This window comes from Ferrimonas balearica (assembly GCF_019802055.1).
Lineage (GTDB): Bacteria > Pseudomonadota > Gammaproteobacteria > Enterobacterales > Shewanellaceae > Ferrimonas > Ferrimonas balearica_A.
In genome coordinates this window covers 132,002-146,032 of sequence record NZ_JAHVHW010000007.1, presented here as the reverse complement: position 1 = coordinate 146,032, position 14,031 = coordinate 132,002, and the positions used below count along the sequence as shown (strand labels likewise).

Here is a 14,031-nt window from a genome sequence, read left to right as displayed (position 1 = left end):
AGGAGCCCCCGATGTACCTGGTTGAGATCCGTTTCGAATGCTTTGCTGACACCACCCTGAGTGCGGTGGAACGAGCCATCAATGGCTTGATGGAGGCGTGGCGCCATAACGGCCAACTGCTGGGCAGAGAGTTTCCTCTGGTGCAGAACGAGGCGGAATTCCGGTTGCGGGCCATGTGTCCGGAGCAGGAGAGCCTGCAGAGCCGGTTTCACTCCCCCTGGGTGCGACAGGCTCTGGATGCCTTAACCGAGGCCAAGTTGCTGCAGCCCCGCGTAAAAGTGCTTGGCCGCGACATCAACTCCGAAGCCAGTGCCGAGTCCCTGCCGGAGCAATGGCAGATCCTCTACACCACTTATGTGCACAGCTGCTCACCGCTGCGGGATGGCGACACCATGATGCCGGTTCCCCTTTACCGCCTCCCCGCCACCTTCAACGGTGACCATAAGGCGCTGGTGAAGTGGCAAACTGAGTGGCAGGCCTGCGACGAGTTGCAGATGGCGGGCAGCGGTCAGGTGGAGTTTGCCGCCCTGGCAGAGATAGCGGATCCCAACAGCACCCTGTTCCGTCGCGGCTGGGACTTGAGGGGGCGCATCGAATACCTCACCAAAATCCCGACCTACTACTACCTCTACCGAGTGGGCGGTGAAAGCCTGGAAGCGGAGCGCGCCCGCCCGTGCCCCCGTTGCGGAAATCCGGAGTGGGCGCTGGAAACCCCAATCCACGACCTGTTCTACTTCAAATGCGACGCTTGCCGCCTGGTCTCCAACCTGTCCTGGGACCTGCACTGAGGCTTCGACCAAAGTCCACTTAACTTGGTCATTTTTTGAGCGCAGGTTGGTACGTTCTCACCCCGTTTGAGGACCCGCCATGATCTACGCCAAACCCGGCACCGAGGGTGCCCTGTTCCAGTTCCAGTCCCGTTACGACAACTTTATCGGAGGCCAGTGGCAGCCACCTAAATCGGGCCGTTACTTCGACGCGATCAGCCCGGTAGACGGCTCCGTCATTGCCGAAGTGGCCCGTTCCGACGCCGATGACATCAACCTGGCCCTGGACGCGGCCCATATCGCTCAGAAAACCTGGGGCAGCACATCGGTGACTGAGCGCGCCAATCTGCTGATCAAGATCGCAGACCGGATTGAGCAGCATGCCGAAACCCTGGCCTACGTTGAAACCTGGGACAACGGTAAGGCGATCCGCGAAACCCTGAACGCCGACCTGCCTCTCTGCGTGGACCACTTCCGCTATTTTGCCGGCGCCATTCGTGCCCAGGAGGGCACTGCAGCAGACCTGGACGCGCACACCGCCGCTTACCACTTCCATGAGCCGATCGGTGTGGTCGGACAGATCATCCCCTGGAACTTTCCGCTGCTGATGGCGGCCTGGAAACTGGCGCCTGCCCTGGCTGCGGGTTGTTCCGTGGTGCTGAAACCGGCAGAGCAAACCCCCGTCTCCATTCTGGTGCTGATGGATCTGCTCGGCGACCTGCTTCCCCCCGGCGTGGTCAATGTTGTGAATGGTCTGGGCGAAGAGGCGGGACAGGCGCTGGCCAGTTCTGACCGCATCGCCAAACTGGCCTTTACCGGGTCCACCGACGTGGGGCGACACATCATGCGCTGTGGTGCCGACTCGCTGATCCCGGTCACGCTGGAACTGGGCGGCAAATCCCCCAACATCTACTTCGAGGACGTTATCAACCAGGGGGACGCCTTCCTGGACAAGTGCCTTGAGGGGCTGTTGCTGGGCTTCTTTAATCAGGGAGAGGTGTGTACCTGCCCGTCCCGGGCGTTGGTGCAGGAGTCGATCTACCCGGAATTTTTGGAGAAGCTGCTGGCACGGGCCCAGGGGATCCGCCAGGGCAACCCGCTGGATACCGATACCCAGGTGGGCGCTCAGGTTTCTCAGGAGCAGTTCGACCGCATCCTTTCCTACATGGAGATCGCCAGGGCCGAGGGGGCTGAATTCCTGCTCGGCGGTGGGGCCGCTCAACTCAGCGCCGATCTGGCAGGCGGCTTCTACGTTCAGCCGACGCTGCTGAAGGGACGCAACGACATGCGGGTGTTCCAGGAGGAGATCTTCGGGCCCACCCTTGGCATCACCACCTTCCGTGATGAAAGCGAAGCACTGGCCATCGCCAACGACACCAGCTATGGCCTGGGCGCCGGCGTCTGGACCATGGACCAGAACCGCGCCTACCGGATGGCTCGGGGCATTCAGGCGGGCCGTGTCTGGGTGAACTGCTACCACCTCTACCCCGCCCACGCGGCATTTGGTGGTTACAAGCAATCCGGCATTGGCCGGGAAACCCACAAGATGGCGCTATCCAATTACCAGCAGACCAAGAACCTGCTGATCAGCTACGATCCCAACCCCCTCGGGTTCTTTTGACCCAAGCAAAACGGGAGCCTACCGGCTCCCGTTTTTTTATTTCTTACCACTGGGCATCAGGTGACTCAGCATAATTCGAACCCGTTGCCCGAAAGAGGGCGTCGCCACTTCCGGTGCAGGCATCTCCGGCAACTGGGTGACTGGCTTGAGTTCGTCCAGTAAGGCAGCGAGTGATTCCGCCACTTTCTGGTGAGGCGCCTTCCCCGGCACCTCCAGCCAGACGCTGCCATCAGCGTTGTCCAACACCAGCATCAGCTCATCCACCAGACCGATAAACAGGGTGGGCGGTTGCTTCAGCTTCTGCTTCATCAGCAGATGACCAATCAGGTTCTCCTGCAGATAGACAAAGTCCTCATCACACCAGACCTGCAGCAACTCTCCCTGGCCAAACGGCGCCTCAAAGTGGAGGTTGCCCGCATAGAAGTGACCATACAGCTCGGCCAGGGCAGGATGCAGCTCAATCTCAAGTGCCTTTGCCACATTATCAAACTGACCAGCCGGGTCTCTGGGACGAGCCTGCCACAGGGCCCGCCCTTCGCTGTCGCGACCGGTTTCCGCCGGACCGTGATCAGGCTTGTCGCTGACGGGATCCTGCCCCAGGCTCTGCTGCCAGCAGGTGAGATATCGGTGATGAAACGCGGCCAGGGCCTCAACAGACATGTCTAGAAACTCAGTTGGGGTACAATAGGGACATAGTGTGCCAGAAAAACTGAAGACCATGTCACATCACGACCCTTACGCCGGCGCCGATGCGCTCAAAGGCCTGACTCTGGGCCAGAAAACCGAATACCAGGATCAGTACGACCCCAGCCTGCTTCAGCCTGTGCCCCGCTCCCTCAACCGGGATGCCATCGGCCTGACTGACGCCCTGCCCTTCCAGGGTGCCGACATCTGGACCGGCTATGAACTCTCCTGGCTGAACGCCAAAGGCAAACCGATGGTCGCCATCGCCCAGTTTGTGCTGCCGGCAACCAGTACCAACCTGGTGGAATCCAAGAGCTTCAAGCTCTATCTCAACAGCTTCAACCAAACCCGTATCGAATCGGTAGAGCAACTTCAGACCATGCTGGCCCGGGACCTATCCCAGTGCGCCGATGGTGAGGTGAATGTCACCCTGGTGATGCCCAGCGAATTTCGGCATCAACCTCTGGCGGAGCTGGAGGGCGAGTTGATTGATGATCTGGATATTGAGATCGCCGATTACAGCTTTGAACCGGAGCATCTTGCTGGCGCCGCCGATGAGCATGGAGAGGTGGTGGAGGAGAGCCTGCGCTCCGATCTGCTCAAATCCAACTGCCTGATCACCTCCCAGCCGGATTGGGGCAGCGTACAGATCCGCTATAAGGGTCCGAAGATCAATCATGAAGCGCTGCTGCGCTACCTGATCAGCTTCCGCCGCCACAACGAGTTTCACGAGCAGTGTGTGGAGCGGATCTTTATGGATCTCAAGCGCTACTGCTTTTGCCAGCAGCTCACCGTCTACGCCCGCTACACCCGTCGTGGCGGTCTGGACATCAACCCCTTCCGCTCCGACTTTGAATCCCTGCCGGAGAATGTGCGTCTGGCACGGCAATAACAGAAAAGGGCACCTTACGGTGCCCTTTTTCAATTCAGCCGGTTCTCCGGTAACCCGGTCCGCTGTCGAAACTGGCTTTGATCTCGTTGTAGGTCAGGAAGTAGGTTTCCATTCCAAACAGGTCGAGGCTGGGGATCACCCCTTTGCTGACAAACATCTCCAATACCACCGGGAAAGGGTCAGCCAGCACCAGTTCACGGCTGTAGATCGCCGCCAGGCGAACCAGGTCCAGGTAGCCCACCTGCTGGGTCTGGAAGCTGAAATCCGCCCAGCGGTGCACCACCTCAATCAACTCCTGCTCAAACCCCCACTCCATCAGAACAGAGCGGCCGATGGGTGCCTTCAGCAATTGGATGATGCGCCGAAGCTGCTCGCGCTCAGCAAAGAGCTCCGGCTGAAGCTCACCCTGCTCAAGCACCGGCAGAGCCCCGATGTTGTGGATCAGTGCCGCCAACAGCAGGGTATCCGCAGAGAGGTGCTTCAGGTTCCCCAACTCATGCTGACAAGCCAGGATGGCCGAGGCGCAGGAAGCCACTTCGACATTGAAGCGCCAGATTTCATCCATCAGGTCCCAGGTCATGCTGCGGGAAGAGCGGAACAGTTGCTGCATGGCGGCGGCCACGGCAAGGTCCCGGCTCCGATTCAGCCCCAGCCGGGTGACAGCAGCAATAACGCTGGTGGATTTGGTGATGCCGCCAAACGCGGCGCTGTTGGAGAGGCTGACAATACGAGCCGCCAGGGCGGGGTCCTTGCTGATCTCGGCAGCGAGGTCTGTCAGGGAGCAATCCGGCTGACGCGCCATCTCCCGCACCGATATCGCCACTTCCGGCAGACTCGGCAAAACCAGCTCGCCACTCTTCACTTTCCCTAGCAGTTGCACCAGCAGTGCATGATCCGTTGACATATCTGTCTCTTTTACTCGTTCCTTGAGCAGTGATCCCCAGTATAGGTTGTGTCGGGAACCGCCGTTAACTCGCTCTTGTCTACATTTGCAACAGGGGATGGCCAGCAGTAGAATTGCCGCCCGCTATGAACCCCTTTGAGGCCACCATGTTTAAACCCGAACTGCTTTCCCCTGCCGGGACCTTGAAAAACATGCGCTACGCCTTCGCGTACGGTGCGGATGCCGTGTACGCCGGCCAGCCCCGCTATAGTCTGCGGGTGCGCAACAACGACTTCAACCTGGAAAACCTGGCGACCGGTATCCAGGAAGCCCATGCCCTCGGCAAGAAGCTGTACGTGGTCTCTAATATCGCCCCACACAATGCCAAACTTAAAACTTTTATTAAGGATTTAACACCGGTTGTTGAAATGGGCCCTGACGCACTGATCATGTCCGATCCGGGCCTGATCATGATGGTCAAAGAGAAGTGGCCGGATGTGCCGATCCATCTCTCCGTACAGGCCAACGCCATCAACTGGGCTTCCGTGAAGTTCTGGCAGCAGCAAGGGGTTGAGCGGGTGATTCTGTCCCGGGAACTGTCTCTCGACGAGATCGAAGAGATCCGCATGCAGGTACCGGAGATGGAGCTTGAGGTGTTCGTACACGGCGCTCTGTGCATGGCCTATTCTGGTCGTTGCCTGCTATCCGGCTACATCAACAAGCGTGATCCGAACCAGGGTACCTGCACCAACGCCTGCCGTTGGAAGTATGATGTCCACGAAGCCAAAGAGAATGAGGCGGGTGACGTCATTGCGGTGCAACCTGAAGTTCAGATCCAGCAGCCGACTCTGGGCGAAGGCCCCAGCACCGACCGCATCTTCCTGCTTCAGGAGGAGAACCGTCCGGGCGAGTACATGCCGGCGTTTGAGGATGAGCACGGCACCTACATCATGAACTCAAAGGATCTGCGTGCCATCCAGCACGTAGAGCGTCTGGCCAAGATGGGTGTGCACTCCTTGAAGATCGAAGGTCGCACCAAGAGCTTCTACTACGTGGCCCGTACCGCGCAACTCTACCGCAAGGCGATCGACGACGCTGCCGCCGGCAAACCGTTTGACCCGAGTCTGATGCACAGCCTGGAGTCCCTGGCTCATCGCGGCTACACCGAGGGCTTCCTGCGCCGCCACACTCACGACACTTACCAGAACTACGACTACGGCTACTCCGTGTCCGACAAGCAGCAGTTCGTGGGTGAGTTTACCGGTGAACGCAACGCTCAGGGTCTGGCTGAAGTGCTGGTGAAGAACCGCTTTGAAGTGGGCAACCATGTGGAACTGATGACCCCTCAGGGCAACCTGAACCTGACCCTGGGTCACATCGAAACCCGCAAAGGCGAGTCCGTCGATGTGGCACCGGGCAACGGCCACACCATGTACTTGCCGCTGCCGGAAGAGCTGGATCTTTCCCACGCCATCCTGATGCGCAACCTGGGCGAAGGGCAAACCACCCGCAACCCGCAGGCGAAGGAACTCTGATATGGCGCTGGTGATCCTCGACAGCTGCATCAACTGCGACATGTGTGAGCCGGAGTGCCCCAACTCCGCCATCACCATGGGCGAGGAGATCTACGAGATCGATCCCGACCGGTGCACCGAGTGTGTCGGCCACTACGACAAGCCCACCTGCATCAGTGTCTGCCCCATCGATTGCATTGAGGTCGACCCTGAGCATCAGGAAGATCAGGACACGCTGATGGCCAAGTACCTGATCCTGACCGGTAAAGCGTAAAAGAGAAGGCAGCCTGTTGGCTGCCTTTTTTCATCCTTACCAAAGCCCTTTCTGCTTCACCTTCCCTGCCTTCTCCAGTTGACCGGAAAGCGCCGGTTCCGGCTCCGCTGCCGGTCCGGGTTCAGCCCCCCGCGCCGTCATCTGCTCCGACAGGGCGGTCAGTAATGCCAGGGTGCGGGATTGTCCCGCCTGCAATGCCGCCACACTGCCCAGCAGGGCTTCGCCATCCAGCGCTGGTTCCGCCGGTGTCGCGGCACTGCCCCGGGCACTCAGCGCTTCAATGATGGGGGTGGGGTCAAGGGTGGGAGCGGTCGCCATCAGGGTGCTGAGCTTCTGCCATTGCGCCGCTGACAGCCCGGTTTCAGGACGCAGGCTCACTCCGGCCCCCTCCGCCAGTGCCACCAACTGTTCCGCCGTTTTAGCCCCATCCAGAGCGTCCGCCAGCAAAGCCGGCAATCGCGGCGCCAGTTGATGCAGAAACAGGCCGCTGAGATAGATCTGGCGATGAAACTCACTGCGGCGCTGACGCTGGGTCTCCGGCGACGCATCGCGGGCCTGCTCATCCTGCTGCCAGGCTTTCAGGAGGCGCACCGCCTCAGCATCGGATTCCTGGCTTGCCGGAGTCAGGGTAAAGCTGCAACTGATCCGCATAGGACCTCCTTAACTGGCTTGGGCCGGCTCCGCGGCGTGATAGCAGCAGATCTCCCGGGCCAGAGCGGACTGGGGCTCCTCCACGACGGTGATCTTGTCGCCCAGGCTGGGGTAGGCTTCACGAATGGCAGGGGCCACCAGGTGAGCGCCGCCCCCAACCAGGTAGATGCGATTTGGGTTGCGGGCGAAGGTCTTGGCTTCATAAGCCACGGCGGCGCCCAGTTCGCTGATCTTTTCTTCAATGCGGGAGAGCACCCAGTCAACCCGGTAAAGGTCGTTGATCACCTGCTCCACAAAGGCACGGTCATGGCGACGCTTAATCAGTTCGTTAGCCACTAGGTAGCTGGCGTCACTGTCCGCCGCCGCCAGCGCCTTTCTGGCTGCGTCCGTCACCATGGAAACGCCAATCTCGGCATTGCCATACACACCGGAGACATCCTCGAACTCACCGACAATCACGCCCATATCCAGGGTGGTGCCGCCACAGTCGATCACCAGGGACTTGGTGAACTCATTGACGCCGGAATCCATCAGTGTGGTCAGCACCGCAGGCAGACTTTCCGGCAGCACCTCTACATCGATGATCTCAAACAGTTCACCCTTATTCAGGCTGATCTCCCGCATCAGGTTGGCTTTCTTACGGGCGATATTGACCTCATTCTTCTGGCAATCATCCGCGTTGTAATACTCGGTGATCGGCAGGGTCACCATGATGCTGACGGGACAGGGTGCGATGCCGGTCTGCAACAGTGCATGATGAACGGACAACAGGTTGAGGTCGTCGTATTGATAGGCCACATGGGTGGTCGCCAGCGCCCGGTCGGAGGTGGCATCAAAAGTGTACTTGGTGGTGCCTATCTGGTAGTTAAACACCTTCTTGTCGCTCAGCAGAGCGGCACTCTTCCAGTCCTTACGGAATGAGTTGGGGGAGATGATGCTGCGCATCTGACCTCCCTCAATCCAGCTGATCTTGACGTTGGTGGAACCATCATCAATGGCAAACTTCATCTTGGCTACCGCCATCCCAAATCCCTCAATTGATTAAGCCCAAGAGCAACAAAGCCCACTTACGTGGGCTAATGCGACCAGGATTCAGAAGAACTGAAATGCTATCCCGCCCAGATGGCGAGATAGACGCCAGCAAGCAACCCCACCACCACCACGGTGGAGCGCAGCGGGGGCAGATCGCCGACATAAAGCAGCGGGTGAAGCAGGCGGGTCAGGGCAAACAGCAGAGCAGGCAATGCCAGCGCATCCAGGTCTGCGCCCCGCAGGTGGGCGATAAGCACGCAGCCGGTAAAAAAGGCCAGAGCCTCCCAGGCGTTGCTCTGGGACGCCCTCAGTCGGTTACCCAGTCCGGTCAGAGTGGCGTCCTGAGCACGAGGGTGGTGCAAATCCAGCCCTCCAAGGTTCCGCCACTTGTAGACGCCACCCAGTGCAGCCAGGGCGTAAGGGATCAGCAACAACAGCAATAAACACCAGAGAACCAACGGCATGGCGCACCCTCCTGTTTGTTCTGCACTGAGTATAGAAACGGACGCAGATGGGGCGAGGCAAGGGAGGGACGAAAAAAAAGCGGGGAGTGCCCCGCATTTTTGCTCAGATAGGGTCAGACCCCGGTCAGCCCCGGCAGGGCAAACGGCGGGGCTGGCAGCAAAGGATAACGGCCCAGCAGGGATTTCAGCTCCATCGCCAGCTCCGTGTCCCCCTCCATCGCGAGACGACGCTGGAAGAACAGGGCGTCCCCGTCGGCGCTCCCCAGCGCCATCTGCAGCAGCGCCCGGGCATCGCCACTCATGCTGGCATCCACCGAATCGTCCGCCCAATCCAGCCACAGTTGGCCATCAGACAGACCCAGTTTCAGCGCCCAGGGCAGCTCTTTCACTGCGATGCTGACGCTGCGGCCGTCCAGAAAAGCCAGCTCCCCCTGACGCAATGGCTCCGCCAGTCGCTGGCTGAGCAGGGGCAAAAGCAAAGTCCGCAGTGGGGCTAAAGGGGGACGAGGCAACATCTTTCCTACCAATTTAGAGATAAACCGCTGGATGATAACGCCGCAATTGGATCTTGTTCCTGTTTTACATCAAGAAATGATCGCGATCCCACTGCTAACTTAGGCGCCGTAGTTTTTTTTCCGCAGTGGAGCCCAAGTAATGGAACTGCTCGCACCGGTGGGCAATCTGGCGGGATTGTCACCCGCGCTGGCCCAAGGCGCCGACGCCGTTTACGTCGGCCTTAAGGACGACACCAATGCCCGTCGTTTTGCCGGTCTCAATTTTACCCCCGCCGAATTGGGCGAGGCGGCCGACCTGTGCCGCCATGCCGGCCGCAAACTGTACGTCGCCATCAACACCTTTCCTCAGCCCGGTCAGGAGGCCCGCTGGCACCGGGCGGTGGATCAGGCCGCTGAGGCAGGGATCAGCGCTGTCATCATGGCGGACCCCGGTTTGCTGGGTTACGCCGCACAGCGACATCCCGACCTGGAGCGTCACCTGTCGGTTCAGGCCAGTGCCGCCAACCTCCCGGCATTGCGTCTGTTTCATCAACAGTTTGGCATCACCCGGGCGGTTTTGCCCCGGGTGCTGGATATTGAACAGATCGAGCGGATTGCACAGGACTCGCCGGTTGAACTCGAAGTGTTTGCCTCCGGTTCACTCTGCGTGATGGCCGAGGGCCGTTGCCAGCTTTCGACCTGGGTCAGTGGCCACTCCCCCAACTCTGGCGGCGCCTGCTCGCCCGCCTCGCTGGTACGCTGGGTGGAAGGTCCTGAAGGCCGGGAGGCCCGCCTGAATGGCCGACTGCTGGACCGGGTTCCACCGGGCCAGCCCGGCGGCTACCCCACTGTCTGTAAGGGGCGATACCAGGTGGAGGGGCGGATAATGCACCCCATCTCCAGCCCCTGTTCGCTCTCTACCCTGCCCCTGCTGCCGCGACTGGCCAAGGCCGGTGTAGCGGCCCTTAAGCTGGAGGGCCGCCAGCGCAGCGCGCATTACAGTGCCCAGATCACCGCGGTATGGCGACGCGCCATCGACGCGTACCGGGCAAACCCGGACACCTACCGGACCGATCCTGCCGCCCAGGCCACCCTGCGTGCCCTGGCGGAAGGCCAACTGCTGACTACCGGACCCTACCTGAACCCATGGCAATGACTCACACCCCCCGATTAAGTCTGGCCCCAAACTGGTGGCCGATGGAGCGGCAGGCTCAGCACGCCTATCTGGATGCGCTTCAGGACAGCCCCTTCCAGCGGGTCTACCTGGGCGAGAGCGTCTGCAGCCTGCGGGACCGCATCGCTCCCCGTACTTTGCTCTCTATCGCGGAAACGCTGCAGGCGGCTGGCAAAGAGGTGGTACTGACCAGTCTGACTCTGCTGGGCAGTGAGCGGGACTTGGCTCTGCTGGAGAAGCTGTGCCAGCAAGAACGCTTCGCCATTGAAGCCAACGAGATGGGCGCAGTCGGCGCGGCGTATCAGGCAGGTTTGCCCTTTGTGGCGGGCCAGGGCCTTAATGCCTACAACCTGGAAACATTGCGCTGGTTGCTCAGCCTGGGCATGACCACCTACCAGCCACCGCTTGAGATGGCCCAGCCGGTTCTCACAACCCTGATGGCGCAAGCCGAGGCCGAAGGGGAGCGCGCCCGCTTTGAGCTGGAGCTGCTGGGTTATGGCCACCCGCCCCTGTCGGTTTCAGCCCGCTGTTCAACCGCCCGGGTTGCGGGGCGCAACCGCAAGCGCTGCGACACCGTATGTCAGCAGCGAGGGGCGCAGCGCGCGGATTCCCTGGAGGGTGACGCGATGCTGCTGCTGAACGGCGTGCAGGTCCACGGCGACCGCCCCATCGACCTGCTCGACAGTCTGCCCGCGCTGCGCGAACTGAAATTGGACTGGCTGCGGATCGATCCGGGTCCGGAACTGGAATGGGGCTGGGCAAGGGAGCTTCAGGAGGCGTTGGCGGCCGGGGCGGACCGGTTTGATCCGCCCGTGGTGGGGATGCGTCAATTCTGGCAGCGCCAGCAAACCACGGTGGCGCTCTCCAACGATTAACGGTTGCGTCGGGTCACCAGTACCAGGGCGTAAAGCAGCCACAGGGCGACACAGCCCAGCAACATCCAGCCCAACAGCGCCGGCCACCAGATTATCGGTCGGTCGGCGCCAAACAACCCGTAGGGGTAACGATCCATCAGTGCCAGCAGGCGGTCATCCCGGGTCAGCAGTGCAATGGCGCAACCCGCCGCAGCCAATGCGGGGATCACCCCCCATCGGGGCGGGATCTCCGTCAGGATGGCAAAGCAGTAGATCACTGCGCAGATGGGGGTCATCACGTAGAACGCGGTCACGGCCCAGGCATGCACCATGCCGACATTCACCGGAAACAGGCCACAGGCCGCCACACTCAGCGACATCAGAACGCCGGACAGATTCAGAGACAGCTTGATGGGACGCCGACGCCGTAACCAGCCTCGGGAGACAAAGCTCACCACCAGAAACAGCCCACCAAAAAACAGCCCGCCATTGACCAGCAATGCCAGAGGAGAGGACTCATAGCGTCCCAATTCCGAGAGGGAGTGATTCAGAAAATTAAACGGCTCTCCCGCTTCCCCTTCATACACCAGGGAGGCGAGCAGAGAGGGCAGAACCAGCATCAAAACCCCAAGTGATCCCAAGCGGTTAGCCAGGCGTTCCAGGGTTTGCCCATCATTGGCTGCCATAGACGTGCGTTTCACTTTTGTCGTAACCAATCCCCAGCATACTCGAATATGGCCAAGGAAAAAACGCGCCCCGATACTGGGCAAGCGGTTCTCCGATCCACTTCTCAGAGCATTTCCAGCTAACCGGACCTTCCGCCATGACTGGTCGGATGTGTGGAATGAATTTCAGTTTACGGGGCGATCCGCTTATCTCTCATCAAGACGCCGCAAGATTCTCTTTATCTCAGGCAAACCTCTATCAAAAGCCCTAATGAGAAGCGACCGTCGCGCAGTCCCAAAGCGCTTGATTATCAACCGATTAGCACAAATGCATAAAGATAATCACATTAACTGCCGTTAAAATAGATAAGCGCCTCATAAATCATCGTAAATCAGACGAGCATCACATGACACGGACCCGTGACTGCATCGACCAGGAAGTCCCTCTCCAAGCGGATGATGAACTGGTCTCCACCACCGACACCCGTGGGGTTATCACCTACGCCAATGCCGACTTTATCCGCATTTGTGGTTACAGCGAGTCAGAGTTGATGAACCACAACCACAATCTGGTTCGTCACCCGGATATGCCAGCGGCCGCATTCAAAGACCTGTGGGACCACCTCAAGGCGGGGAACAGTTGGCGCGGCGTCGTCAAAAATCGCTGCAAAGATGGCCGTTACTACTGGGTGGACGCCTTTGTCACACCAATTCTGGAACGCGGCAAAGTGGTGGGTTACCAGTCTGTACGCCGCAAACCCACGGTCGAGATGGTCACCAGGGCTTCCCGTCTCTACGCCCGCATCCAGGCGGGTAAACCCCTACCAAAAGAGCTGCGACTTGGCCAAAAGCAGGTTCTGGCGGCTCTGTTGGCGTTGGTCATGGCGGCGGCCACCTCATGGTGGTTCAGTCCGATGGTGCTGATCCCGGCGCTGCTCAGTTTCGCCCTTTTGGTCTGGCTGTTCTGGGACGAAGCGGTGCAGGTTCCGGCACTGCTGGCCGATTTGCAGAGTGCGTATGACAGTGTCAGCCGACTGGTCTACGAAGGGACCGGTAGCGCCTCAGTCGCACACTTCCATCTCGGCCTGGCCAAAACCAAGATGCAGGGGGTGCTGGGACGAACCGCCGACGCCGGGCGTCGCCTGGATGATTCCGCCAGGGAGCTGGTGTCCATCGCCCACCAGGCCCGACAGGGCATCGACGATGAGCAACACCGTCTCTCCCAGATCGCGACGGCGGTGGAGGAGATGAATGTCACCATCGGAGAGATTGCCCACAACGCCGAAGCCAACTCCAACCAGGTTTCCGAAACCCACCAGATCTGCCAGCAAACCCGCACTGCCATGCTGGCAAGCTCCGAACGGATTGATGAGTTGGCCAACAGCGTGGTTCAGGCTGCTAACCGGGCCACCACCCTCCATCAGGAGGCGGAGAAGGTGTCCGCTGCGATGCAGGAGATCGATGGCATCGCCGAGCAGACCAATCTGCTGGCGCTGAACGCCGCCATTGAGGCCGCCCGTGCGGGAGAGCAGGGTCGTGGATTTGCCGTGGTCGCCGATGAGGTTCGCGCACTCTCCAGCCGGACTCAGCAAGCGACTACCGCCATCCAGACCAGTGTTCAGGAGATGAATCAAACCCTGGCGCAATGGGTGGAGCAGATGGCGCAGAACCGCGCGCAGGCTGATGATTGCGCGGAACACGCCCGCCACAGCGCGAACCAGGTTGATACCATCAATGCCCAGGTGAAACAGGTGGAGAAGATGGCGGCTGAGACGGCGACTGCCGCAACGCAGCAACGCATGGCCGCCGCCGAAATCGCCGAGAATCTGGACTCAATCCATCAGCTGACCCAGGGAGTTCTGCGTCAGTCTGAACAGGTAGAGCACACCGCAGAGCGGGTAAAGCAGGAAGTGGAGGGGATCGGCGAGCTTGGCCGCACCTTTGGCTAAAACCGCCAACCGTTTGCAAAACAAAGGCAAGCCGATTCCGGCTTGCTTTTTTGTTGCTGTGGAAACGGCGGTTCTAGGTCAGCGAAAGCAGCCCGGCCATTGCCGGGCTGTTC

Annotated in this window: 15 protein-coding genes; 8 read left to right on the top strand and 7 right to left on the bottom strand. The window is 60.1% G+C overall.

The window, feature by feature from the left end:
• Window positions 1-11: 11 nt before the first annotated feature.
• Complete coding sequence (locus KUV52_RS08310; RefSeq protein ID WP_222525476.1) at window positions 12-788, top strand: Zn-ribbon-containing protein; 777 nt, start codon at window positions 12-14, stop codon at window positions 786-788.
• A gap of 79 nt (window positions 789-867) precedes the next feature.
• The gene (locus tag KUV52_RS08305; protein ID WP_222525475.1) at window positions 868-2,388 is read left to right on the top strand and encodes an aldehyde dehydrogenase family protein; all 1,521 of its coding nucleotides are present in this window, start codon (window positions 868-870) and stop codon (window positions 2,386-2,388) included.
• Window positions 2,389-2,424: 36 nt separating this feature from the next.
• Here KUV52_RS08305 and syd read toward each other — a convergent pair whose 3' ends face one another.
• Entirely contained in the window at window positions 2,425-3,048 is a 624-nt protein-coding gene (gene syd, locus KUV52_RS08300) for a SecY-interacting protein (protein ID WP_222525474.1), read from the bottom strand.
• A gap of 58 nt (window positions 3,049-3,106) precedes the next feature.
• On the opposite strand from syd, the gene queF reads away from it, so the two are divergent.
• Window positions 3,107-3,964, top strand: coding sequence for an NADPH-dependent 7-cyano-7-deazaguanine reductase QueF (gene queF / locus KUV52_RS08295; protein ID WP_222526813.1), 858 nt, complete (start codon window positions 3,107-3,109; stop codon window positions 3,962-3,964).
• 34 nt (window positions 3,965-3,998) lie between these two features.
• Here the strand turns inward: queF and KUV52_RS08290 are convergent, their stop codons facing one another.
• Window positions 3,999-4,868: an HDOD domain-containing protein gene (locus tag KUV52_RS08290; protein WP_222525473.1), complete on the bottom strand. Its 870-nt coding sequence runs from the start codon at window positions 4,866-4,868 to the stop codon at window positions 3,999-4,001.
• Window positions 4,869-5,014: 146 nt separating this feature from the next.
• Between KUV52_RS08290 and yegQ the strand changes: the two genes are divergently transcribed.
• Complete coding sequence (yegQ, locus tag KUV52_RS08285) at window positions 5,015-6,382, top strand: tRNA 5-hydroxyuridine modification protein YegQ (RefSeq protein ID WP_222525472.1); 1,368 nt, start codon at window positions 5,015-5,017, stop codon at window positions 6,380-6,382.
• A gap of 1 nt (window position 6,383) precedes the next feature.
• The gene (locus tag KUV52_RS08280) at window positions 6,384-6,635 is read left to right on the top strand and encodes a YfhL family 4Fe-4S dicluster ferredoxin (protein ID WP_222525471.1); all 252 of its coding nucleotides are present in this window, start codon (window positions 6,384-6,386) and stop codon (window positions 6,633-6,635) included.
• Window positions 6,636-6,671: 36 nt separating this feature from the next.
• On the opposite strand, the gene KUV52_RS08275 is transcribed toward KUV52_RS08280, so the two are convergent.
• From KUV52_RS08275 to KUV52_RS08260, 4 genes are all read right to left on the bottom strand, one after another.
• Window positions 6,672-7,286: a plasmid partitioning/stability family protein gene (locus KUV52_RS08275; RefSeq protein WP_222525470.1), complete on the bottom strand. Its 615-nt coding sequence runs from the start codon at window positions 7,284-7,286 to the stop codon at window positions 6,672-6,674.
• A 9-nt stretch (window positions 7,287-7,295) separates the two neighbouring features.
• The gene (parM, locus tag KUV52_RS08270) at window positions 7,296-8,309 is read right to left on the bottom strand and encodes a plasmid segregation protein ParM domain-containing protein (protein WP_222525469.1); all 1,014 of its coding nucleotides are present in this window, start codon (window positions 8,307-8,309) and stop codon (window positions 7,296-7,298) included.
• A gap of 86 nt (window positions 8,310-8,395) precedes the next feature.
• Window positions 8,396-8,782, bottom strand: coding sequence for an MAPEG family protein (locus tag KUV52_RS08265; RefSeq protein ID WP_222525468.1), 387 nt, complete (start codon window positions 8,780-8,782; stop codon window positions 8,396-8,398).
• Window positions 8,783-8,895: 113 nt separating this feature from the next.
• Entirely contained in the window at window positions 8,896-9,297 is a 402-nt protein-coding gene (locus KUV52_RS08260; protein ID WP_222525467.1) for an SCP2 domain-containing protein, read from the bottom strand.
• Between the two features lie 139 nt (window positions 9,298-9,436).
• Between KUV52_RS08260 and KUV52_RS08255 the strand changes: the two genes are divergently transcribed.
• Window positions 9,437-10,432: a peptidase U32 family protein gene (locus KUV52_RS08255; RefSeq protein ID WP_222525466.1), complete on the top strand. Its 996-nt coding sequence runs from the start codon at window positions 9,437-9,439 to the stop codon at window positions 10,430-10,432.
• Window positions 10,423-11,325, top strand: a complete 903-nt coding sequence (locus KUV52_RS08250; protein WP_222525465.1) for a U32 family peptidase — start codon at window positions 10,423-10,425, stop codon at window positions 11,323-11,325. Before KUV52_RS08255 ends, KUV52_RS08250 begins: the two co-directional genes overlap by 10 nt.
• On the opposite strand, the gene KUV52_RS08245 is transcribed toward KUV52_RS08250, so the two are convergent.
• A complete protein-coding gene (locus KUV52_RS08245) occupies window positions 11,322-11,990 on the bottom strand; it encodes a hypothetical protein (RefSeq protein WP_222525464.1) in 669 nt (222 codons plus the stop codon). The genes KUV52_RS08250 and KUV52_RS08245 overlap by 4 nt on opposite strands.
• A 386-nt stretch (window positions 11,991-12,376) precedes the next feature.
• Here KUV52_RS08245 and KUV52_RS08240 point away from each other — a divergent pair, with 386 nt between their 5' ends.
• Window positions 12,377-13,918, top strand: coding sequence for a methyl-accepting chemotaxis protein (locus tag KUV52_RS08240; protein ID WP_222525463.1), 1,542 nt, complete (start codon window positions 12,377-12,379; stop codon window positions 13,916-13,918).
• The last annotated feature ends 113 nt before the right edge of the window (window positions 13,919-14,031 follow it).